General features: G+C 71.6%; 19 protein-coding genes. 15 read left to right on the top strand and 4 right to left on the bottom strand.

The window, feature by feature from the left end:
• The first annotated feature begins 143 nt into the window (after positions 1-143).
• Genes AYL44_RS05515 through holA form a run of 3 tightly spaced genes read left to right on the top strand, consistent with a single transcriptional unit; the run spans position 144 to position 4,104 of the window.
• Entirely contained in the window at positions 144-734 is a 591-nt protein-coding gene (locus AYL44_RS05515; RefSeq protein ID WP_064002490.1) for a helix-hairpin-helix domain-containing protein, read from the top strand.
• Positions 731-3,028, top strand: coding sequence for a ComEC/Rec2 family competence protein (locus AYL44_RS05510; protein ID WP_064002196.1), 2,298 nt, complete (start codon positions 731-733; stop codon positions 3,026-3,028). Before AYL44_RS05515 ends, AYL44_RS05510 begins: the two co-directional genes overlap by 4 nt.
• 41 nt (positions 3,029-3,069) lie before the next feature.
• Positions 3,070-4,104: a DNA polymerase III subunit delta gene (holA, locus tag AYL44_RS05505; RefSeq protein WP_064002195.1), complete on the top strand. Its 1,035-nt coding sequence runs from the start codon at positions 3,070-3,072 to the stop codon at positions 4,102-4,104.
• Between the two features lie 62 nt (positions 4,105-4,166).
• On the opposite strand, the gene rpsT is transcribed toward holA, so the two are convergent.
• The 3 genes from rpsT to AYL44_RS05490 all read right to left on the bottom strand — a co-directional run bounded on the left by rpsT (position 4,167) and on the right by AYL44_RS05490 (position 10,110).
• Positions 4,167-4,427 (bottom strand): 30S ribosomal protein S20, encoded by a 261-nt coding sequence (gene rpsT / locus AYL44_RS05500; protein ID WP_064002194.1) that lies wholly within the window; start codon positions 4,425-4,427, stop codon positions 4,167-4,169.
• Positions 4,428-4,555: 128 nt separating this feature from the next.
• Positions 4,556-5,290 (bottom strand): alpha/beta fold hydrolase, encoded by a 735-nt coding sequence (locus tag AYL44_RS05495; protein WP_064002193.1) that lies wholly within the window; start codon positions 5,288-5,290, stop codon positions 4,556-4,558.
• Between the two features lie 83 nt (positions 5,291-5,373).
• On the bottom strand, positions 5,374-10,110 hold the full coding sequence (locus AYL44_RS05490; protein ID WP_064002192.1) for an ExeM/NucH family extracellular endonuclease: 4,737 nt from the start codon (positions 10,108-10,110) through the stop codon (positions 5,374-5,376).
• A 213-nt stretch (positions 10,111-10,323) separates the two neighbouring features.
• Between AYL44_RS05490 and lepA the strand changes: the two genes are divergently transcribed.
• The 12 genes from lepA to AYL44_RS05430 all read left to right on the top strand — a co-directional run bounded on the left by lepA (position 10,324) and on the right by AYL44_RS05430 (position 22,154).
• Positions 10,324-12,174, top strand: coding sequence for a translation elongation factor 4 (gene lepA / locus AYL44_RS05485; RefSeq protein ID WP_064002191.1), 1,851 nt, complete (start codon positions 10,324-10,326; stop codon positions 12,172-12,174).
• Between the two features lie 9 nt (positions 12,175-12,183).
• Positions 12,184-12,834: a DUF1990 family protein gene (locus AYL44_RS05480; RefSeq protein WP_064002190.1), complete on the top strand. Its 651-nt coding sequence runs from the start codon at positions 12,184-12,186 to the stop codon at positions 12,832-12,834.
• Positions 12,834-14,051: a radical SAM family heme chaperone HemW gene (gene hemW / locus AYL44_RS05475; RefSeq protein WP_064002189.1), complete on the top strand. Its 1,218-nt coding sequence runs from the start codon at positions 12,834-12,836 to the stop codon at positions 14,049-14,051. The genes AYL44_RS05480 and hemW overlap by 1 nt, the downstream gene beginning before the upstream one ends.
• A gap of 70 nt (positions 14,052-14,121) precedes the next feature.
• A complete protein-coding gene (gene hrcA, locus AYL44_RS05470) occupies positions 14,122-15,156 on the top strand; it encodes a heat-inducible transcriptional repressor HrcA (protein ID WP_064002188.1) in 1,035 nt (344 codons plus the stop codon).
• 31 nt (positions 15,157-15,187) lie between these two features.
• A complete protein-coding gene (gene dnaJ / locus AYL44_RS05465; RefSeq protein WP_064002187.1) occupies positions 15,188-16,303 on the top strand; it encodes a molecular chaperone DnaJ in 1,116 nt (371 codons plus the stop codon).
• A gap of 2 nt (positions 16,304-16,305) precedes the next feature.
• Positions 16,306-17,043 (top strand): 16S rRNA (uracil(1498)-N(3))-methyltransferase, encoded by a 738-nt coding sequence (locus AYL44_RS05460; RefSeq protein ID WP_064002186.1) that lies wholly within the window; start codon positions 16,306-16,308, stop codon positions 17,041-17,043.
• A 44-nt stretch (positions 17,044-17,087) separates the two neighbouring features.
• Positions 17,088-17,435, top strand: coding sequence for an HIT domain-containing protein (locus AYL44_RS05455; protein ID WP_064002185.1), 348 nt, complete (start codon positions 17,088-17,090; stop codon positions 17,433-17,435).
• Positions 17,436-17,481: 46 nt separating this feature from the next.
• Complete coding sequence (locus AYL44_RS05450) at positions 17,482-18,510, top strand: PhoH family protein (RefSeq protein WP_231872748.1); 1,029 nt, start codon at positions 17,482-17,484, stop codon at positions 18,508-18,510.
• Entirely contained in the window at positions 18,507-18,974 is a 468-nt protein-coding gene (gene ybeY / locus AYL44_RS05445; protein WP_064002183.1) for an rRNA maturation RNase YbeY, read from the top strand. Before AYL44_RS05450 ends, ybeY begins: the two co-directional genes overlap by 4 nt.
• Positions 18,971-20,293: a hemolysin family protein gene (locus AYL44_RS05440; RefSeq protein WP_064002182.1), complete on the top strand. Its 1,323-nt coding sequence runs from the start codon at positions 18,971-18,973 to the stop codon at positions 20,291-20,293. The genes ybeY and AYL44_RS05440 overlap by 4 nt, the downstream gene beginning before the upstream one ends.
• Positions 20,290-21,186, top strand: coding sequence for a GTPase Era (era, locus tag AYL44_RS05435; protein WP_082886099.1), 897 nt, complete (start codon positions 20,290-20,292; stop codon positions 21,184-21,186). Before AYL44_RS05440 ends, era begins: the two co-directional genes overlap by 4 nt.
• Before the next feature lie 38 nt (positions 21,187-21,224).
• Positions 21,225-22,154 (top strand): quinone oxidoreductase family protein, encoded by a 930-nt coding sequence (locus AYL44_RS05430; protein ID WP_064002181.1) that lies wholly within the window; start codon positions 21,225-21,227, stop codon positions 22,152-22,154.
• A gap of 16 nt (positions 22,155-22,170) precedes the next feature.
• Here the strand turns inward: AYL44_RS05430 and AYL44_RS05425 are convergent, their stop codons facing one another.
• Positions 22,171-22,797 carry a hypothetical protein gene (locus AYL44_RS05425; RefSeq protein WP_064002180.1) on the bottom strand — a complete coding sequence of 209 codons (627 nt, stop codon included), beginning with the start codon at positions 22,795-22,797 and terminating at the stop codon, positions 22,171-22,173.
• Positions 22,798-22,853 lie beyond the last annotated feature (56 nt).

Genomic DNA, 22,853 nt, shown 5'->3' with positions numbered 1-22,853 from the left:
GCGGCGCGATGCGCAGATTCGGATATCGTTCGCGGACCTCATCCGACCGCGACGGTTCCTCCACGACACGCGATCCGTGATAGCCGTCCACGGCTGACGGGCGGCGGATGATCGCGCGCGTGGCCGCGGGCGATCCTCGACGCATGGGTGCGCAGACGGTGCCGGTGTCGCGTCGCCGGCTCGGGGTCGGTGCCGCCGTCGCCCTCGTGGTCGTGGTCGCGGCGGTCACGATCGCGATCGGCATCGTCCGGACCGGGGCGGAGGCTGCGGTCGAGACGGTGCCGGATGCCGTGTCCGAGACCGTGGCCCCCGCGACCGTTTACGTGCACGTGTCGGGCGAGGTCGCCGAGCCCGGGTTGTACCGGCTCGACGAGGGCGCGCGTGTCGTGGATGCGGTCACCGCGGCCGGGGGATTCACCGATGCGGCATCCCGCGAAGGCGTCAACTTGGCGCGACCCGTCAGCGACGGCGAACAGCTCGTGGTTCCCGCCGCGGGGGAGGAGGGATCGGATGCCGTGGGTGCGACGGCGCCCGAGGGCGACGGTCGCGTGAACCTCAACACCGCGGACCTCGCGGCCCTCGACACCCTGCCGCGCGTGGGTCCCGCGATCGCGCAGCGGATCCTCGACTGGCGCGAGGACAACGGCCGCTTCACGAGCGTGGACGATCTGCTCGCGGTCCCCGGCATCGGGGAGAAGATGCTCGCCTCGCTCCGCGACCTGGTCACGGTGTGAGTGCCCGGACGGCGCGGCGCCGCGACCTGCGTCTGCTCCCGGTCGCGGGCGCGGCGTGGGCGGGTGCGGGGGCGGCGATCACGTTCCCGGAGCACGCGGTCGTGTCGGCGCTCGTCCTGTGGGGCGTCGCCGTCGCGTTTCTCGGTGTGGCGCTGCGGCGCGCGAGACCCACCGTGTTCGCGCTCGTCGCGGTCTCCCTCGCCGTGGCGGCGGGTGCAGCATCCCACGTCGCGCTCGCGCAGCCGGCGCGGGACGCGGTGGCCGGTCTCGAGGTCGACGGGGGGCGCAGCGTCACGTTCGAGGTCGACGTCGTCGGCAAGGTTGAGCGCTCCGCCACGGGGTACCGCTTCGATGCGATCACACGGTCCGCGACCGTCGGCGATGACGACCGGGCCGTGTCGGCCCCCGTCGTCGTCCGCGCGTCCGAGCGTGCGCCGGGTCTCGACTTGGGTGCTCGCGCGACGGTCACGGGCACGGCGTTCCGGGCGGACCCCGGCGACCGTGCGGTGCTCGTCATCGAGGCATCCGCCCTCGTCGTCGACCGGCCTCCCTCGGGCCCGCTGGCCGTAGCCGCGACGCTCCGCACCGGTCTCGTGGCGGCCGTCGCGGGGCTGCCCGATCCCGGCGCGGGCCTCGTCCCCGGACTAGCCGTCGGCGACACCTCGGCCGTGAGCGACGAGCTCGACCAGCAGATGAAGGCGTCGTCGCTGTCTCACCTGACGGCGGTCTCCGGCGCCAACTGTGCGCTCGTGGTCGGGATCGCGTTCGGTGTCGCAGCGCTCTGCGGGGCACGTCGCGGCATCCGCGTCGCAGCCGGGCTCGTGACGCTCGTCGCGTTCGTCGTCCTCGTCTCGCCCGAGCCGAGCGTCGTCCGAGCCGGCGCGATGGCCGCGATCGCGATGCTCGGCCTGCTGCTCGGGCGGATCGGAGCGGGCGTCTCGGTGTTGTCGGCGTCGGTGTGCCTGCTCCTCGTGCTCGATCCGTGGCTCGCGGCATCCCTCGGGTTCGCTCTCTCGGCCGTCGCGACCGGATCCTTGCTGCTGTTCGCCGGACCGCTCGCCGACGGACTGTCGAGGTGGATGCCGTCGCCCGCCGCACTCGCACTGTCGGTGCCGCTCGCCGCGCAGTTGGCCTGCGGACCGCTGCTCGTGCTCATCGAACCGACGGTGCCCCTCGTCGGTGTGCTCGCGAACCTCCTGGCAGGTCCCGCCGCGCCCGCCGCCACGGTGCTCGGCCTGCTCGCCTGCCTCGCGCTGCCGTTCCCGGTGCTCGCACGGGGGCTCGCGGCGATCGCCTGGCTGCCCGCGGCCTGGATCGCAGGGACGGCGGACCTCGCCGCGCGCCTTCCCGGGGCATCGCTGCCCTGGCTGGAGGGGATGCCGGGGCTCCTCGCACTCGCCGCGACGGGAGCGGCGATCGGGGCGGTGATCTCGGCGCGGCATCCCCGTCTGCGGCGCGTGGCGGCGTGGACTCTCGCCGCCGTCGTCCTCACGGTCGCCGCCGCCGGCCCGGTGCGGACGCTGCTGGACCGCACGCGCGTGCCGGACGCGTGGGCGATCGCGGCGTGCGAGGTCGGGCAGGGCGACGCCGTCCTGGTCCGTGAGGGCGACGCCGTCATGCTGATCGACACCGGACCCGAGCCTGCGGCGCTGGCGGGATGCCTCGACCGCTTCGCGATCGACCGCGTCGACATCCTCGTGTTGACGCACTTCGACATGGACCACCGCGGCGGTGCCGACGCTGTGCTCGGCCGGGCCGATCTCGTCCTGCACGGTCCGGTCCCCGCTGCGGAGGCCGCGGACCTGCTCGCGCGCTTCACCGCGCGCGGCGCCCGAACGCAGCAGGTGTCGGCCGGCCAGAGCGGTGCGCTGGGGGAGTGCCGCTGGCGCGCGCTGTGGCCGAAGCCGCGCGACCCGGTCTACCCGGCCGGCAACGACGCGAGCGTCATCATCGACGTGACCGGATGCCGCGTCCCCGACGCGATCTTCCTCGGCGACCTGTCGGCGCAGCCGCAGCGCTCCCTCGCGGCGACGGGCGCCGTCGATCGCCGCTATTCCGTCGTCAAGGTCGCCCACCACGGCAGCGCCGACCAGGACGACCGGCTGTACCGCGATCTCGACGCTCGCGTCGCCCTCGTCACCGTGGGAGAGAACACATATGGCCATCCACGGGACGAGATCCTCGATCTCCTGCACGAGGAACAGGCGACCATCGCGCGCACCGACACCTCCGGCGACCTCGCCGTCTGGCGCGACGACGGCGGCCTGCGCCTCTGGCGCTCGCGCGAGGGCTGACGCACCCGTCGGCGTCCGCCGCCCTCGCTAGGCTGGACATCATGCCGAGCCCCCGTCGTCCCGCCGCGAAGACGACGAAGTCGGCGATCCCGCAGATCTCCTGGCGGGCGCCGCAGCCGGCACCGGTCGTGCTCGTCTCCGGTCCTGAAGAGGTCTGCGCCGAGCGGGCGACCGCCGGCATCCGCGACTACCTGCGCGCCGAGGATCCGAGTCTCGAGGTCACCGACGTGCGCGCCGACGACTACGCGCCCGGCACGCTGCTGGCCGTCTCGTCGCCGTCGCTGTTCGGCGAGCCGCGGCTCGTCCGGGTGTCGGGGGTCGAGAAGTGCTCCGACGCCTTCCTCGCTGAGGCGCTCCGCTACCTCGAGGCGCCGCAGGACGGCGCGACGATCGTGCTCCGCCACACCGGCGCGAGCGTCCGCGGCAAGAAGCTTCTCGACACGATCCGCGCGGGCGTCGGCGGCGGTGTCGAGATCGCCTGCCCCGCCGTCAAACGCGACTCCGACCGCTTCGACTTCGCCGCGGGGGAGTTCCAGGCCGCGAAGCGTCGCATCGCCCCACCCGCCCTCCGCGCCCTCGTGTCGGCGTTCTCCGACGATCTCACCGAGCTCGCGGCCGCCTGCCAGCAGCTCATCTCGGACGTCGAGGGCGACATCACCGAGCAGGTCGTCACCCGCTACTACGGCGGTCGCGTCGAGACCACCGCGTTCGCCGTCGCAGACACGGCCATCGCGGGTCGCTACGGCGACGCTCTCATCACCCTCCGGCACGCTCTCGCCTCGGGCGCCGACCCGGTCCCGATGGTCGCCGCCATCGCGTCGAAGCTGCGCACCATGGCGCGCGTGGCCGGATCCCGCGAACCGTCCGGCGCTCTCGCCGCGCGCATCGGCATGAAGGACTGGCAGGTCGACCGGGCCCGCCGCGACCTCGCCGGCTGGACGGAGTCGTCGCTCGGCATCGCCATCCAGGCAGCTGCGCGAGCGGATGCCGAGGTGAAGGGCGCGTCCCGCGACGCCGTCTTCGCGGTCGAGCGACTCGTCACCGTCGTCGCGACGCGCGCGCCCTACGGCGCCTGAGACCACACCAGGAACGACGAAGGCCCGCCCCCAGGGGGACGGGCCTTCGGAAGAGTTGCGGCTCAGAGAGCGGCGACCTGCTTGGCGATCGAGGACTTGCGGTTGGCCGCCTGGTTCTCGTGGATGACGCCCTTGCTGACGGCCTTGTCGAGCTTCTTGGTGGCCTTGAGCAGCGCCTTCTCGGCAGCGGCCTTGTCGCCGGCCGAGATGGCCTCACGGGTCTGACGGACGACGGTCCGCAGCTCGCTCTTCACGGCCTTGTTGCGCTCGCGGGCCTTCTCGTTGGTCTTGTTGCGCTTGATCTGCGACTTGATGTTCGCCACGTTCGACGTATCTTTCGTTCGGAGTTATCGGTTGGAAGTGCCGGCGACAGAAGAGGGCTGTCACGCAGCGGTCGTGTGAGGGAGGAACCCACACGCAAGCCAAAAACCGATTCTATCAGGTGCGCGCCTCATCCCGAAGTCGGCCGGTCCCGCGCCATCGTCGCCAGCGCCAGGTCCACGATCGCGTTGAACACACGGGGCCGCATCGCGGTGACGAGATGGGATGTCCGGGGCACGACGATGAGCTCCGCCTCGGGCTTGAGCTTCGTGAACAGGCGCTCGTTGAGCCGCAGCTGGTCCCACTGCCCGTTCACGAACCACATGGGAACGGAGATCCGCTGCAGCGCGACGACCAGGTCGAGGACCGACAGGCTGCGCAGAGCGACGTCCTGCGTGTCATAGGCGTAGCCGCCGGCGCCGAAGTCCGCCCGTGTCTCGGGTGGGAGTGTCCGGTCGAGCACGAGGTCGGCGAGCGGCTGACCGCGTCGGGGCAGGCGGTCGAACCCCCGCGCCAGCGCCCGGTAGATCGCGAGGCCGGCGCCGCGGGGGATCGACGTGCAGCCCGCGGCGATGAACGCATCCACGGGCGGGGGCTCCTCACGGCCCATGTACTCGATCGCCACCAGCCCACCCATCGAGTGCGCGACCAACAGCACGGGGCCGCGGGCCGCGGCATCCCTCACCGCGGTGTCGATCGTCTCGAACGCGCCGTCCAGCGTGAACGTCTCTCTCATCCGGCGACCGTGCCCGGGCAGGTCGACGGCGATCGCGCCGACCCCCGCCGCGGCGAGATGCTCCACCTGCGCGCGCCACATCGTCGCGGAGGTCCGGATGCCGTGCACGAACACCACCTGAGGCGTCATCCCCTCAGCCTACGAATCCGGCGACCCTTCGACGCGGAAACGGGGGCGGATCCATGGATCCGCCCCCGTTTCGGTCCGTCCGGTCAGAAGAGGACGCGGACCTTCACCGGCGTGCTCTCCGATCCCTCGGCGACGGTCGGGTCGTCGGGGACGAAGGTCGCCGTGTAGGTGTGCGTCCCGCGGGACAGCCGGCCGAGCGTCGTCGACGCGGTGCCGCGGCGGACCTCCGCCGTCGCGATCACGGTCTCGCCCTCGCGGAACTCGACGACACCCTCGGCGCGGCCGCCCTCCTGCGTGACGATCGCGACGAGCGTCGTCGGCAGGAACCGGTTGATGTGGACCGGCGTGACGGCCACCAGACGAGTCTTCGTCGCCGCGGCGGGCTCAGCCGCCTCCTCGACGGTGACGGGCACCTGCACGACTGTGCCGCTGGGGGCGGCGGTCACCGTCAGCTGCGCGGCGCCGGCGGGCGTTCCGGCGGGCAGGGTGACGCTGACGGATGCCGCGCCCTCCGACACCGGCGCCGTGCCGAGCACCTGCTCGCCCAGGCTCACCGAGACCTCGGCGTTGGCGGGGGCGCCCTTGCTGGTCAGGTCGAGCCCGGCCACCTGGAACGACACCGTCTCGCCCGCGGCGACCGTCTCGGGCACGCCCGAGACCTGCACGCCGTGCTTCGCGAACGAGGGGGCGACGGGCGAGCCCTCGGCGAGGTAGTCGACCCACGCCTCGTAGTCGAGCAGACCCGTGTCGACGTAGTCCTCGCCCTCCGTGAAGGCGCGGAAGTTGTCACCGCCGGCCGCGAGGAACGAGAACGTGCCGATGCGGTAGGTCCCTTCGGGATCGATCGGAGCCCCGTCGACCGTCACGGACGTGATGCGCTCACCTTCCGGCAGCGCCGGGTCGTAGGTGTACGAGACGTTGTCCGAGAGTCCCAGCTGCAGGTAGGGGCGCTGGGGGACGTTGCCCGCGGCATCCCGCTGCCACTGCTGCTCGAGCATCGTCGTGAACTCCTCACCCGTGAGGGTGACCAGCGCGAGCGTGTTGTTGAACGGGAGCACCGCGTTCGCCTGGCTGAACGAGATCGATCCGTCCTCGAGACCGGCGACCGCACCGGCGCCGAACTCCGCCTGCGTGTCGAACAGATCGGCGCGCAGACCACCCGGGTTGGTGACGCCGATGACGGCGCCGTTCGGCAGGTCCGCGAGGCTGTCGCGGAGCATGTTGGCGACCGTGTTGCCGAGCGTCGACTCCGCCGCCCGGTTGTCGCGCGATCCGCCGGTGTAGACGCCGTCGACGTACGAGCCGCCGCTGTAGGCGGTCGTGATGTCGCCCGAGACCTGACCGACCTCGGTGTTGCCGATCGCGGCGGCGTTCGCCAGCGCGGCCTTCGTGATGCGGTCGACCTCCGCGACCCGCGGGTAGGCGGCGACGAGGTCGGCGGCGGGGGTCGTCGTCCGGGCGACGTTGCGCTCGGTGTGCGCCGAGACCTCACCTGTGGCGGCATCCACCGCCAAGGTGATCTCACCGATCTTGGCGCCGTACGAGCCGGTCTGCACGACGGGACGCGTCCGGTCCGTGCCGGGGATCGGCGCCGACCACGCGTACTCCTTGTGCGTGTGACCGGTGAAGATCGCGTCGACCTCGGGGGAGGTGTCCTCGATGATCGCTCCGAACGCGCCGCCCGCGGCGACCTCCTCCTCGAGGGTCGCGCCGTCCGGCGTGCCGGCTCCGGCGCCCTCGTGGTAGAGCGCGACGATGACGTCCGCCTCGCCGTTGGCGGCGTCGCCGTCGGTCAGCTGCGCGGCGACGCGGTTGACCGCCTCGACCGGGTCGCCGAAGTCCACCGACTCGATGCCGGTCGGCGTGACGAGCGTCGGGGTCTCCTCCGTGACGGCGCCGATGACGCCGACCGTCAGTCCGTCGGCCTCCAGCAGCGCGTACTCGTCGAGCGCCGGGGTCGTCGTGCCCTTCTCGTAGACGTTCGCACCCAGCTGCGGCGCGTCGAACGCGTCCGACACCCGACCCGACAGGTCGGCGAAGCCGCGATCGAACTCGTGGTTTCCGACCGCGCTCGCCTGCAGACCCAGGGCGTTCAGCACGTCGATCGTGGGCTCGTCCTGCGCCACGGACGACGCGAACAGCGAGGCGCCGATGTTGTCGCCGGCCGAGAGGAAGAGGGTGGGCCCGGATGCGGCCTTCCGCAGCTCTTCGACGGTCCCCGCGAACGCGACGGTGTTGCCGTCGATGCGTCCGTGGAAGTCGTTGATCCCGAGAAGGGTCAGCTGCACGGGGGCGGCATCCGCATCCATTCCGACGATGACCGGATCGTGGTCGCTCGAACGGAACGGGTCGGCCGAGTAGAACTCGGTGCCGTGGGTGCGGAAGCGGCTGTACTCGAGGGCGATCGACTCTCCGGAGTTGATGTTCCAGATGTCCGCGCCGGTGGAGCGGGCGAGCGCCGCCTCGTTCAGCAGGACGTGGTCGAGCGAGCCCGAGAGCCCCGAGAAGCTGTACGACGACGAGTCGAGGTCGAACGCCTGCTCGGCATCCGCGTACCCCGCCTCGTAGAGCACCTGCAGCGGGTCCTCCTGGCTGTACGAGTTGAAGTCGCCGGCGAGGGCCACCGCATCCACGTCGCCCTGGATCTCCGCGACCCAGTCGCGCAGCGCCGTCGCCTGGCGCACGCGCGACTCGTTCGACGTTCCCTGACCGTCGCCGGTGTCGGCGTCGCCCGGCCAGGGGCCGACCGATCCCTTCGACTTGAAGTGGTTCACGACGAACAGGAACGGGTCGCCGCCGGCGGCCGGCTCGAACACCTGCGAGATCGGCTCCCGCGCGTTGCCGAACGCCTCGCCGTCGGCGCTCTGGTCGCCCAGGGCGCGCGCGGCGCCGACGGGGGAGACGAGGGCGGGCTGGTAGATGATCGCGTTGGTGATGACGTCCTGCTCGGATGCCGGGGGCAGATCTGCCGACGAGGGGACGAAGGCCCAGGTGCCGGCACCCGCCTCCGCGTTCAGCGCGTCGACGAGCGTGGCGGTCGCCTCATCCTTCTCCTCGCCGAGAGCGGCCGAGTTCTCGATTTCCATGAGACCGATCACGGCGGCATCCACCGAGGTGATGGCCTCGATGAGCTTGGCCTGCTGACGCTCCAGGTCGGCGGCGTCCCACGCGCCGCGCTGGGCGCAGCCGTCACGGACGGTGACGCCGTCGCCGAACCGGTCGGGGTAGGCCTCGCAGCTCGCCGAGTCCGTGCCGAGGGTCGTGAAGTAGTTGAGGACGTTGAACGACGCGATCGACAGGTCCCCGCCGACGTCCTCCGGCGCGTCGGTGCGGACGTTCTCGAAGACCACCTCGTCGGCGCCCGTGCCGTCGCCGACGAGCGGCTCGGTCGGGTTCAGCTTCCACGTGCCGTTGCGGTAATCGACGATCAACGGCGCGGTGAAGGACACCCCGGCACCCACGGTGACGGGCTCGGTGAGCGAGACGTACGCCGGGGTCAGCGCGCGGTTGGCCCCCGACGTGTAGTCGATCCCGGCGCCGTCGTCGAGGCGCACACCGCGCGCGGCGTTGTCGGCGGCCACCGCGGCCGCGGCGTCACTGCCCGGGCGAGCAGCGTCGGTGGGCTGTCGCAGGGGGGTGTCGCCCGCGGCCAGACCCACCTCGCCGAAGCGGTTCGTGCTGTAGGTGTCACTGACGGTGAACGCGCCTTCCGGGGCGACGAGCATCGACTCGAGCGACTCGCGCTGCGCCGCCGTCGTCGGCCAGCCGATCGTCGCGGGCGTGGGCGCCGCGGCGTCGTCGATGACGTCGGCGCCGCCCGGCTCCACGGTGATCTCGGTCAGCCCGTCGAACTCCGACACGACGCCGGTGACCGACACGGTGTCGCCGAGCGCGACCTGGCCGGTGGCGCCGGGCGCGTAGACGAAGACGGCGTCGGAGGCGGTGTGCGCGTCGAGATCGAGTGCGCCGCCCGTGCCGGGCGTCTGGATGACGTAGCCGTTGTAGCCGCCGGTGGGGTAGTGCGCAGTGACCACGCCGGTCGTGGTGACGGTGCGGCCCGCGAGCGGGGAGGCATCCGTCTCGCCCTGGATCTCGGCGATCGTCGCGACCTGCGGCTCGGGGTCGGGTTCGGGCCCCGGCTCGGGGTCGACGTCCGCGCCGAGCCCGGTGGGTGTGGGGGCGCCGGCGGCGAAGTCCGTCGCGTTGTCCGCGCTGTTCGAGGCGTCCTCGTCGCGGGAGACGCTCGTCGCGTTCGAGGTCCCGGGCGCCGGCGCGGAGCCAGCGAAGGCCGAGGCGGTGCTGCCCCAGCCGACCAGGTCGACGACCTGGTCCAGATCGGCGATCCCGGTGCTGCCGGTCAGTGCCGCCTCGGTGGACACGAGGGCGACCTTGGCGCCGCTGCCGCTCATCGCGATCGAGCCGTCGACGTCGGCCTCGAACGCGGGAAGCGACGTGTTGCTCCCGAAGGCCTGACCGATGAGCAGGTTCTCGCCGGCGGGGAGGTCGACGTCGCCGAGTTTCGTCACCTGCCATGTGGCGCCAGTCGCAGAGGCGTACTGCACGCTGAACCCGCTGAGGTCGACCGTCTCTTCGCTCGTGTTGGCGAGCTCGATGAAGTCGCGGTTGAAGGCGGCGCCGCTGTTGCCGCCGCCGCCGTACACCTCCGAGATGACGACGGGCGCGTCGGCCGACACGGCGGCGTTCGCCGCGCTCGGCACGAGGGCGAGACCCGCGGCCGTCACGGCGGTGACGGTCAGCAGGGCGCCGGTGCGACGGAAGGCGGACGGTGAGGCGGGCGCGGGAACGGGTGGGTTCGACACGGTGGGATCTCCCGAGGCGGCACGGGCGCGGGGCTTATCGCGCAGGAACCGACCGCCACATTGAGCATTCGGTCGGTCTCGCGGCCCCGCAAGTGTCAGATCAGTTAACTCTTTCTCATGCGGCGGGCCACTGGCGTGTCGCCGCCGTGGCGGGTTATGGTGCCCGATCGTCGGGGCTGGCGCCCGGCCCCGCGCCGGTAGACTCGCCTGGTCATGTCACCCCGCGCCCTTCAGCCCCTGCAGCCCGCGGCAACGCCGCCCGCGCAGCTCCGCAACTTCTGCATCATCGCCCACATCGACCACGGCAAGTCCACCCTGGCCGACCGCATGCTGCAGATCACCGGCGTGGTCGCCGACCGCGACATGCGTGCCCAGTACCTCGACCGCATGGACATCGAGCGCGAGCGCGGCATCACCATCAAGAGCCAGGCGGTCCGGATGCCGTGGGCCACCGCCGACGGCACGTTCGCCCTCAACATGATCGACACCCCCGGCCACGTCGACTTCACCTACGAGGTCAGCCGGTCGCTCGCGGCCTGCGAGGGCGCGATCCTCCTCGTCGACGCGGCGCAGGGCATCGAGGCGCAGACCCTCGCCAACCTCTACCTCGCCCTCGAGAACGACCTCGAGATCATCCCGGTCCTCAACAAGATCGACCTGCCCGCGGCGGACCCGGAGAAGTACGCCGCCGAGCTCGCGAACCTCATCGGCGGCGACCCGGCCGACGTGCTCAAGGTGAGCGGCAAGACCGGCATGGGGGTCGAGGCCCTCCTCGACCGCATCGTCGAGCGCATCCCCGCACCCGTCGGGGATGCCGACGCCCCCGCCCGGGCCATGATCTTCGACTCGGTCTACGACGCCTACCGCGGCGTCGTGACGTACGTGCGGATGGTCGACGGCAAGCTCGAGCCGCGCGAGCGGATCCAGATGATGTCGTCGAAGGCCGCCCACGACCTCCTCGAGATCGGGGTGTCGAGCCCCGAGCCCGTGCCCACCAAGGGTCTCGGCGTCGGGGAGGTGGGCTACCTCATCACCGGTGTGAAGGATGTCCGCCAGTCCAAGGTCGGTGACACGATCACCAACCACCGCAAGCCCGCATCCGAGGCGCTCGCGGGGTACACCGACCCGAAGCCCATGGTCTTCTCGGGCATCTACCCGATCGACGGCAGCGACTACGCCGAGCTCCGCGAGGCGCTCGACAAGCTGAAACTGTCGGATGCCTCGCTGCAGTACGAGCCCGAGACCTCGGTCGCCCTCGGGTTCGGGTTCCGCTGCGGCTTCCTCGGTCTGCTGCACCTCGAGATCATCACCGAGCGCCTCGCGCGCGAGTTCGGACTCGACCTCATCACGACCGCGCCGTCCGTGACGTACGAGGTGATGACCGACACCGGCGAGACCGTGACGGTAACGAACCCGTCGGAGTACCCCGACGGCCGCGTCGCAGAGGTCTCCGAGCCGGTCGTGAAGGTCGGCATCCTCCTGCCGAAGGATTACGTCGGCACCGTCATGGAGCTCTGCCAGTCGCGCCGCGGCACCCTGCTCGGCATGGACTACCTCAGCGAGGACCGCGTCGAGCTGCGCTACAACATGCCCCTCGGCGAGATCGTTTTCGACTTCTTCGACCACCTGAAGTCCAAGACGCAGGGCTACGCGAGCCTCGACTACGAGCCGGCCGGTTCGCAGACCGCCGACCTCGTCAAGGTCGACATCCTGCTGCAGGGCGAGAAGGTCGACGCGTTCAGCTCGATCGTCCACCGCGAGAAGGCCTACGCCTACGGGACGATGATGACCGAGCGGCTGCGCAAGCTCATCCCGCGTCAGCAGTTCGAGGTCCCCATCCAGGCCGCGATCGGCGCCCGCATCATCGCCCGCGAGAACATCCGCGCGATCCGCAAGGACGTCCTCGCGAAGTGCTACGGCGGTGACATCACCCGTAAGCGCAAGCTGCTCGAGAAGCAGAAGGAGGGCAAGAAGCGCATGAAGATGGTCGGCCGCGTCGAGGTCCCCCAGGAGGCGTTCATCGCCGCGCTCTCGGGAGACGTCGAGGGCAAGGACAAGAAGTAGGCTGGCACGATGCGCCGCGGGAGTTTCCAGGCAGGGACCGTCGACTACGCCGCCGTCGGGGCCACGCAGGCCCCCGATCTCATGGGCTATCCGCCGAAGGGCACGACCCCGGCGGAGGCGTCCTGGCGTCTCGGCAGCGGTGAGAGCCGTTTCGTCACCTCGACCGAGTCGCTCCTCGGGTGGGGAGCGCAGCGCGGGGCGGGTCTCCAGGTGACCGATGTGCGCCCGGCATCCGGTCCGATGTACTCCGGTGTCGGCTTCGACGCCGACGGCAACGCCGTCCAGCCCAGTCGTCTCGACGACGAGCAGCGCTTCGACGCCGACGGTGTGCCGTTCGCGAGCGCCGGGACGACCGTGCATCTTCGGGGGCGCGTGGGCGGGATGCGAGCGGATGCCGAACTCCGGGTCATCTCGGTCGTCGACGAGCCGCGTCGAGTCGGGTTCTCGCTCGGCACCGTCGGCGGATCCGTCGTCAGCGGCGAGGAGTCCTTCCTGCTCGAATGGCGCGACGACGACGAGGTCTGGTTCACGGTCCGCGCCTTCGACAAGCCAACCGGCGTGCTTTACCGCCTCTGGCGTCCGCTGGTGAAGCGTCGGCGCCGCGCCCTGTTCCAGGGGTACCTGCAGGCGATGTCGCCGATGTACGCCACCGGCTCCTGATGGGCTCAGCCCTTCCCCTCGGCGATCCCGCTCCTCTCGACGGCGCACTGCCCGCCGACGTGCGCGTGTCGGACGACGTCGACTTCGGCGTCTATCTGCACGTCCCGTTCTGCCGCGTCCGTTGCGGCTACTGCGACTTCAACACCTACACGGCGACCGAACTGCGCGGCGCCCGGCAGGACGCGTACGCCGACGAGGTCCTGCGCGAGATCGCGATCTCCCGGCGGGTGCTGGCCGAACGCGGACCGCTCCGCCCTGCGCAGACGGTGTTCTTCGGCGGCGGCACCCCGACGCTCCTGCCGCCCGGCGACCTGGCACGCATGCTCGACGGCGTCCGGGAGGCCTTCGGGCTGGCGGACGGTGCCGAGGTGACGGTCGAGGCGAACCCCGACACGATGACGGACGCCGTCGCCGAGACTCTCGCGGACGCCGGTGTGACACGCCTGTCGATCGGCATGCAGTCGGCTGTCCCGCACGTCCTCGCCGCCCTCGACCGCACCCACGACCCCGCGAACATCACCACCGCGGTCGCCGCGGCACGGAACGCGGGGCTGGCGGTCAGCCTCGACCTCATCTACGGCGCTCCCGGGGAGTCGCTGGAGGACTGGCGGACCTCGCTCGAGACGGCGACGGCCCTCGCACCCGATCACGTCTCGGCCTACGCGCTCATCGTCGAGGACGGCACGAAACTCGAGCGGCAGATCCGCCGCGGCGAGGTGCCCGCTCCCGATGACGATCTGCAGGCCGACATGTACGAGCTGGCCGACGAACTGCTCGCCGCGGCGGGATACGGGTGGTACGAGGTCTCGAACTGGGCGATGAGCCACGCGCAGCGGTCGCGCCACAACCTGTCGTACTGGCGCGGCCAGGATTGGTGGGGGTACGGACCGGGCGCCCACAGCCACATCGGCGGACTCCGGTGGTGGAACGTGAAGCACCCCGCGGCGTACGCGCAGCGCCTCGCGGCGGGACAGTCGCCGGCGGCCGGACGGGAGCGACCGGATGCCGAGGCCCGCCGTCTCGAGGACATCCTGCTGCGCTCGCGCATCGTCGACGGCGTGGCCGTGGACGAAGCGACGGTCGCCGGGCGGCGGAACGTGGCATCCCTCATCGCCGACGGGCTCGTCGACGGCGCGGCGGCGGTCCACGGCACGATCGTGCTGACCCGCCGCGGACGGCTTCTGGCCGACGCCGTCGTGCGGGCGCTCACCGAGTGATCCGAGCGGATCGCTCCGCGCGCGGTAGAATTGGCACTCCAAGATCGAGAGTGCCAGCGGAGGAGGGATGATGGTCTCGGAACGCGGTCTGCAGGTGTTGCGCGCGATCGTCCAGGACTACGTGGACACGCGGGAACCCGTCGGCAGCAAGGCGATCGTCGACCGCCACCAGTTCGGTGTGTCCGCCGCCACGATCCGCAACGACATGGCCCTCCTCGAGGACGAGGAACTCATCATCGCGCCGCACACGTCGTCGGGTCGCGTGCCCACCGACAAGGGGTACCGGGTCTTCGTCGACCATCTCGCCGACGTACGTCCGCTGACCTCCGCGCAGCGCTCCGCGATCGGCGCCTTCCTGGAGGACACCGGCGACCTCGACGACCTGCTCGTCCGCACGGTCCGCACGCTCACCCGCCTCACCGGACAGGTCGCGATCGTGCAGTACCCGTCGTTCGCCCGGGCGAACGTCTCGCACGTCGAGGTCGTCCACCTCGGCGGCACCCGCGTCGTCATCATCGTCGTGACCGACACCGGCCGGGTCTCGCAGCGGGTCGCGTTCCTCGCGACCGAGCCGTCCGCCGAGGAGGCGCAGCAGCTCAAGCTCGCGATGGCCGCGCTGCTGACCGGCAAGAGCGTCCGCGACGGTGCCGCGGCGATCGCCCGCATCCTCGAGGAGGAGGCTCCGGCGCCCCGCGAGGAGAACCGGCGCATCGTCCTGCGCGCGATCGGCGAGGAACTCGACGAGTTCCGCTCGGACCGCATGGTCATGGCCGGGTCCGCGACCCTCGCCCGCCGCGAGGCCGACTTCCGGGGCAGCATCTACCCGCTGCTCGAGGCGATCGAGGAGCAGGTGACGCTCCTGCGCCTCATGGGGGAGATGGTCGCGGACGACCGGGGACTGGCGACCAGCATCGGCCGCGAGAACGAGCCGTTCGGGCTCGCCGAGGCATCCGTCGTCGCGGGGGACTACGACGCCGGCGGCTCGCAGGCGCGCGTGGGCGTGCTGGGCCCGACCCGCATGGACTACCCCACCAATCTCGCGGCGGTCCGTGCCGTCGCGCACTATCTGACGCGTCTGCTCGAAGAAGACGAGAAGTCGCGCTGAACGAATCGGCCCCCGGGCCGGAGAGGTGATTGTGGCTGACCACTACGAGGTCCTGGGTGTCGCGCGCGACGCGAGCCCCGAGGAGATCAAGAAGGCGTACCGCCGACTGGCGCGACAGCTCCACCCCGATGTGAACCCGGGAGAGGATGCGGCGGAGCGCTTCAAGCTCGTGACGCACGCGTACGACGTGCTGAGCGACCCCGACCAGCGCCAGCGGTACGACCTCGGCGGTGACGCCGGCGCGTTCGGCGGTGCCGGTGCCGGCTTCGGCGGCTTCAGCGACATCTTCGAGACGTTCTTCGGCGGAGGCGGCGGGGGCACGCGTGCCGGACGCCCGCGCTCGCGTCGCGAGCGGGGCCAGGACGCCCTTGTGCGCGTCGACCTGACCCTCGGCGACGTCGTCTTCGGCGTGCACCGCGACATCGAGGTCGACACGGCGGTGCTGTGCGAGACCTGCCAGGGCTCGTGCTGCCAGCCCGGCACCCAGCCGGTGACCTGCGACATCTGCCACGGCTCGGGGCAGATCCAGCGGACCGTGCGGAGCCTGCTCGGCAACGTCGTCACCTCGCAGCCCTGCACGACGTGCCAGGGCTACGGCACGACCATCCCGTACCCGTGCTCCACGTGCCAGGGCCAGGGCCGCGTCCGCGCGCGCCGCACCGTGTCGATCGACATCCCCGCCGGCGTCGAGACGGGACTGCGTCTGCAGCTGCCCGGATCGGGCGAGGTCGGCCCCGCGGGCGGGCCCAACGGCGACCTGTACCTCGAGGTGACGGTCGCGCCGCACGACGTCTTCAGCCGTGACGGCGACGATCTGCTCGCGACCCTCGAGGTGTCGATGATCGACGCGATCCTCGGCACGAGCGTCACGATCGACTCGCTCGACGGCCCCGTCGACCTCGAGATCCGCCAGGGTGTCCAGGCGGGCGACGAGCTGACCATCCGCGGGCGCGGCATCACCCCGCTCCGCGGCGAGCAGCGCGGCGACCTCCGCGTCGCCGTGCAGGTGGTCACCCCGTCGCACCTCGATCCCAAGTCGCGGGCCCTCGTGCAGGAGCTCGCCAAGCGCACGCGCCCCGCGCCGCCGCACCTCGCCGAGTTCCACCCGGGCCTGTTCTCCAAGCTCCGCGGCAAGTTCAAGCGCTGACCGTGGCCCTGCACTTCCTGATCGAGGATGCCGGTGGCGCCCGCCCGGGCGACGTCGTCCGGCTGACGGGGTCCGAAGCGCACCACGCGGCCGCCGTGCGCCGCATCCGGGTCGGGGAGGGGGTGACCGTGGGCGACGGCCGTGGCCTCTGGCTCACCGGCGCCGTCGCCTCGGTCGCACCGAAGGAGGTCGTCGTCGAGGTCGTCGAGCGGCGGGAGCACCCGGCGCCGTCGCCGCGCACGGTGCTCGTGCAGGCGCTCGCGAAGGGCGATCGCGACGAGCTCGCGGTGCAGGCCGCGACCGAACTCGGCGTCGACGCGATCCTCCCGTGGCAGGCCGCCCGGTCCGTCTCGCGGTGGGACGGCGCGAAGGTCGCCAAGGGCGTCGCGCGCTGGGAGTCGATCGCGCGCGAGGCGGCCAAGCAGGCCCACCGTGCCTGGCTGCCCGAGGTGGCCGACCCGGTCACGACGCGGCAGCTCGCTGCGCACGCGGAGTCGGCACGGATGCTGGTGCTCGAACCCACGGCATCCGCTCCGCTCTCGGGGGTCGACCTCGACGCCGCCGACACCCGCGACGTGCTGCTCGTCGTCGGTCCGGAGGGCGGGATCTCGCCCGACGAGCTCGACGCGCTGCAGGCCGCCGGCGCGACCCTCGTGCGGCTCGGCGACACGGTCCTGCGAACCTCGACCGCCGGTCCCGCAGCGCTCGCGCTGGTCAACCGGGCGCTCGGCCGCTGGTGAGTCGGCACCGGCCAACGCCGGGAGCCGCTGACTAGACTGGGGGGATGAGCGAGTCGTCGGTGTTCACCCGCATCCTCCGGGGTGAGATCCCCTCCGAGATCATCGCGGAGACCGAGAACGCGTTCGCGATCCGAGACATCGCCCCGCAGGCTCCCGTGCACCTGCTCGTGATCCCCAAGAGCGAGCAGTACCGCGACGTCGTCGAGCTCGCCGCGGGCGACCCCGCCCTGCTCGCCGAGCTGGTGGGGCTCGCGAACAGCCTGGCCGCCGAGCACGCCGACGGCGACTTCCGCCTGATCTTCAACACCGGCCCCGGCGCCGGTCAGACCGTCTTCCACGTCCACGCCCACGTGCTGGGCGGCGGGCTCAGCGAAGGGAGCCTCGGTGGCTGACAGCACCGAACCCACCGTCGACCGCATCTACGCGGACGGCGTCGCGATGGTGCAGCTGCTGGGTCCTCAGGACCGCCTGCTGCGCACCGTCGAACGCGAACACCCCGACGTGCAAGTGCACGTCCGCGGCAACGAGATCACGCTCACCGGCGAGGGCGACGCCGTGGCGCGCGCCCGCGAACTCGTCGACGAGCTCATCGGCATGGCGCGGGCGGGGCAAGGCCTCGACCCGAGCGACGTCACCCAGTCGAGCCGCATCCTGCGGGACAACGGCGGGATGCGTCCCTCCGAGGTCCTCGGCGAAGCAATCCTCTCCTCGCGCGGCAAGGTCATCCGTCCGAAGACGCTCGGCCAGAAGGAGTACGTCGACGCGATCGAGGAGAACACGATCGTCTTCGGCATCGGCCCCGCCGGCACCGGTAAGACCTACCTCGCGATGGCCAAGGCCGTCCAGGCGCTGCAGCGCAAGGAGGTCAGCCGCATCATCCTGACCCGTCCCGCCGTCGAGGCGGGGGAGCGCCTCGGATTCCTGCCGGGCACGCTGACCGACAAGATCGACCCGTACCTGCGGCCGCTCTACGACGCGTTGAACGAGATGATGGACCCCGAGCTCGTCCCGAAGCTCATGGCGTCGGGAACGATCGAGGTCGCCCCCCTCGCCTACATGCGCGGGCGCACCCTGAACGACTCCTTCGTCGTCCTCGACGAGGCGCAGAACACGACGCCCGAGCAGATGAAGATGTTCCTCACCCGTCTCGGGTTCGGCACGCGAATGGTCGTCACGGGCGACATCACGCAGGTCGACCTGCCGCAGGGCGCGTCGGGCCTCCGGCTCGTCACGCGGGTGCTCAAGGACATCGACGACATCCACTTCGCGCGCCTGACGAGCGACGACGTCGTGCGCCACACCCTGGTGGGCCGCATCGTCGACGCCTACAGCGCGTACGACGAGGAGAAGCTCGCCGCACGCCGTGAGCGCGACGAGGCGAGCGAGTTCGCGAACCGCGCCGAGCGCCGCGCGGGCCTGCGGCCCGCCGGACCCCGCGACCGACAGCCCAAACGAGGACGATCATGACCATCGAGATCACCAACGAGTCCGGTGTGGAGGTCGACGAGACCGTCCTGCTACGCCTCACCGAGCACAACTTCGCCGAACTGCACGTCAGCCCCGACGCGGACGTCGCGATCCTCCTCGTCGACGAGGGTGCGATGGAGGCGCTGCACGTGCAGTGGATGGACGAGCCCGGTCCGACCGACGTGCTGAGCTTCCCCATGGACGAGCTGCGCCCCGGGACCGAGGAGGCGCCCACTCCTCCCGGGCTCCTCGGCGACATCGTGCTGTGCCCGCAGGTCGCCGAGACCCAGGCGCAGGCGGCGAAGCACTCCACGATGGACGAGCTCATCCTCCTGACGACCCACGGACTGCTCCATTTGCTCGGCTTCGACCACGCCGAGCCCGAGGAGGAGCGCGAGATGTTCGGACTCCAGAAGGAGCTCATCGGCGCGTTCCACTCGAGCGAGCGCCGCCGGCGCGCATGACCGAGATCCTCCTCCTCGTCGCGGCGGGCCTGCTCGTCGCGCTCGGCGGGCTGATGGCCTCGCTCGAGGCCGCGCTCGACGTGACGGGTCGCGCCGACCTCGCCGACCTCGCCGACGAGGCGCGCTCGGGAACGGCCCTGCGGCGGATCGCTGCCGACCCCGACGCCCACCGCACGGCGGTCGTGTTCATCCGCATCCTCGTCGAGACGGCGGCCGCGGTGCTCGTGACGGTCGCGTTCACGCTGATCTTCGACAACATCTGGTGGGCGATGCTCGCCGCCGTCGTCCTCATGACGATCGCCTCCTTCGTCCTCGTCGGCGCCTCGCCGCGCGCCGTCGGGCGTCAGCACGCCAAGGGCTTCCTGCGGTTCTGCGCCCCGCTCATCCGCGGCGCGCGCATCGTGCTCGGACCCCTCGCGCACCTCCTCGTCCTCGTAGGGGACCGGCTGACCCCCGGCATCCACCGGGGTGCTTCGTTCGCCTCCGAGGAGCAGCTCCTCAGCATGGTCGACGAGGCCGCGTCGCAGGACCTCATCGAGGCGGACGACCGCGACCTGATCCACTCCGTGTTCGACTTCACCGATCGGTTCGTGCGCGCCGTCATGGTGCCGCGCACCGACATGGTGACGATGGATGCCGCGGCCACGACGCAGCAGGCGATGACGCTCTTCCTCGACAAGGGCGTCTCGCGCATCCCGATCGCCGACGGCGAGGCCGACGACATCACCGGTGTCGTGTACCTGAAGGACCTCGTCCAGTTCGCCTACCGCGACGAGACCGCGTGGCGCGGCGTGCCGGTCGCGCAGATCGCCCGGCCGGCGGTCTTCGTGCCCGAGTCGATGCGCGCCGAGACGCTGCTGCAGCAGATGAAGCGCGAAGCCGTGCACGTCTGCCTCGTCGTCGACGAATACGGCGGGGTGTCGGGTCTCGTGACCCTCGAAGACCTCATCGAGGAGCTCGTCGGGGAGATCGCCGACGAGTACGACCTGCGCACGAGCGAGGTCACGGACCTCGGCGACGGCCGTTTCCGCGTGAGCACCCGCCTGGGGCTCGACGAGGTCGGCGACCTCTTCGGCATCGAGCTCGAGGACGACGACGTCGACTCGATCGGCGGCCTGTTCGGCAAGGCGCTCGGCAGCGTCCCGGTGCCCGGCGCCCGCGTCGAGCACAGCGGCCTGATCCTGACCGGCGGCACCTCCCTCGGTCGCGGCCGCGGTCTCGCCACCGTGTTCGTCGAGCGCGCCGAGAGCCTGGAGGCCGCCGAGAGCGCCTTCGCACCCACCACCGGAGAGATCCGCGTCTCGCGGGGATCGGAGTGACCGTGACCGACCGTTCCGGTTTCGTGACGTTCGTCGGACGCCCCAACGTGGGCAAGTCGACGCTGACCAACGCCCTCGTCGGCGAGAAGGTCGCGATCACGAGCGACAAGCCGCAGACGACCCGCAAGGCGATCCGCGGCATCCTGAACCGCCCGAGCGGACAGCTCGTCATCGTCGACACCCCCGGCATCCACAAGCCGCGGACGCTGCTGGGCCAGCGCCTCAACGACCTCGTCGAGCAGGTGCTCGGCGACGTCGACGCCATCGGATTCCTCGTGCCGGCCACCGAGAAAGTGGGACCCGGCGACCGGCGGATCGCGGCATCCCTCGACGGATACGGTCGCGCGAAGAAGGTGGCCATCGTCACGAAGGTCGACATCGCGACCCGCGAGGAGATCACCGAGCGCCTCATGGAGGTCGACGCGCTGCGCGAGGACTGGGCCGCCGTCATCCCGCTCTCGGCCGTCACCGACGACCAGCTCGACGTGCTCGCCGACGAGCTGCTGAAGCTCATGCCCGAGGGCCCCGCGCTCTACCCCGAGGGGGTCGTCACCGACGAGAGCGTCGAGGACCGGATCGCCGAGATCATCCGCGAGGCGGCGCTCGACGGCGTCCGCGACGAGCTGCCCCACTCCATCGCCGTGACGGTCGAGGACATCCGGGCGCGCGAGGACAGTGATCTGACCGACGTGTACGCGAACATCGTCGTCGAGCGCGACAGTCAGAAGGCCATCATCATCGGCCGGGGCGGGTCCCGTCTGAAGGACGTCGGGGCGCGGTCGCGAGCGGGCATCGAGCCGCTCGTCGGAGGCCGCGTGTTCCTGTCGCTGCGCGTCCGGGTGGCCAAGGAGTGGCAGCGCGACCCCAAGCAACTGGGGCGCCTCGGATTCTGACCGGCGACGGAGCCGGCAGCTCACGGAAGGACGACGGCATGGCACAGGCATGGTTCGCGACGGGGCCTGAGGGTCTGTCGCAGTGGGAGCTCCGCGAGGTCGAGGTGCCGGCACCGGGCCCCGGCGAGGTGACGATCCGGGTCCACGCCGCCGGGATGAACCCCGCGGATGTGAAGTACCCCACTCGTCCGGGCGCGTCGTTCCCCTTCCCGATCGGGTACGAGGTGTCCGGCGAGATCACCGCGCTCGGTGCCGACACGCGGATCGGCTCGGGCGCGGCGACGGTCGGCGACGAGGTGCTCGCGTTCCGCGTGAGCGGCGGGTACGCGACCGAGCTGACGGTCCCCGCCGAGAAAGTCTTCGCGAAGCCGTCGAACCTCACGCATCCCGAAGCCGCGAACCTGCTCCTGGCCGGTGCGACGGCCGCCGAGCTGCTCGAGCTGAGCGGTGCGCGAAGCGGCGACACGGTGCTGTTCCACGCCGCCTCCGGCGCGGTCGGAGTGAGCTTCCTGCAGCAGGCGGCGATCCGCGGTGTCCGCGTGGTCGGGACGGCGAGCGAGCGGAACGCCGACGTCGTGCGGCGCTACGGCGGCATCCCGATCGCGTACGGCCCGGGCCTCGTCGACCGGGCGAAGGATGCCGCGGCCGGCGCCTCCTTCGTCGCGTCGCTCGACGGGGTGGGGACCGACGAGGCGATTGAGGCCTCGCTCACGCTCGTCGAGGACCGGACCCGCATCATCACGATCGTCCGTCGCGACCTCGAGTCCGAGGGCATCGTCGCGATCGGTGGCATGCTGCGCGCGAGCGCGGCCTTCCGAGACGCCGTCCGCGGCGAGCTCGTCGACCTCGCGCAGCGCGGACTGCTCGAGGTGCCGGTCGCCCGCACCTTCCCGTTCGCCGACGCGGTCGAGGCGGCGCGCTTCCTCATGGAGGGGCACCCGGGCGGCAAGCTCGCGTTGCTGCCGTGACGGAGAGCGACGCCGCTCAGTCGACGGAGCGCAGCGCGGACCGGATGATCACCTTTCCCGGACCGAAGTCCTCGTCCGCGGCGCGCTGCCAGGTCCCGTCGTCCCAGACGACGTCGACGTACACCCAGCCGTCCTGGTCGTACGAACCGAGGTAGCCCGAGCCGAGGGCATCGGGCACGATCGACTGGATCGCCGCCGCATCCTGAGCGGACGCGGCGCCCGCCTTCCCGCCGGTCGGGTCGGGCCGGGCGATCGGGTCGAACAGGGCGAGGGGGACGGGTGCGTCGCGGATGGTGAAGCTCTCGCCGTCGTAGACACCGCGCACGGCGTACGTCCCCCAGGTCGAGCCGCCGGCAGAGGCCGCGTCCGTGAGGCCCTCCCAGGACCATCCGATCAGGGGGATGCCGCTGCACTGCGGCGGCGCGGACTCGGCGACGGCACCCAGGCACAGCGTCGCCGTCGTCCCGTCGTCGAGGACGGTGCCCTGGGCGAGCACCTCGCCGGTCGGGTCCTCCGGTGTCAGCGCGGCGAGCGCGGCTCCGGGAGGCGCAGCGGAGCCACCCGCATCAGCCGCGGCGGCGCAGGAGGTGAGCAGCAGGGTGGCGCCGGCGAGCAGGACGGCGGCGGATCGGCGGAGCGTCATACCGGGAGAGTGTCGGGGCCGCGGCATCCGTCTCGGATGTCGGCGCTTCGGATCGG

The sequence above is a fragment of the Microbacterium oleivorans genome, from assembly GCF_001644225.1.
GTDB lineage: Bacteria > Actinomycetota > Actinomycetes > Actinomycetales > Microbacteriaceae > Microbacterium > Microbacterium gawkjiense.
Note: the sequence above shows the minus strand (reverse complement) of the source record. Positions and strands in the feature narration are given on the sequence as shown.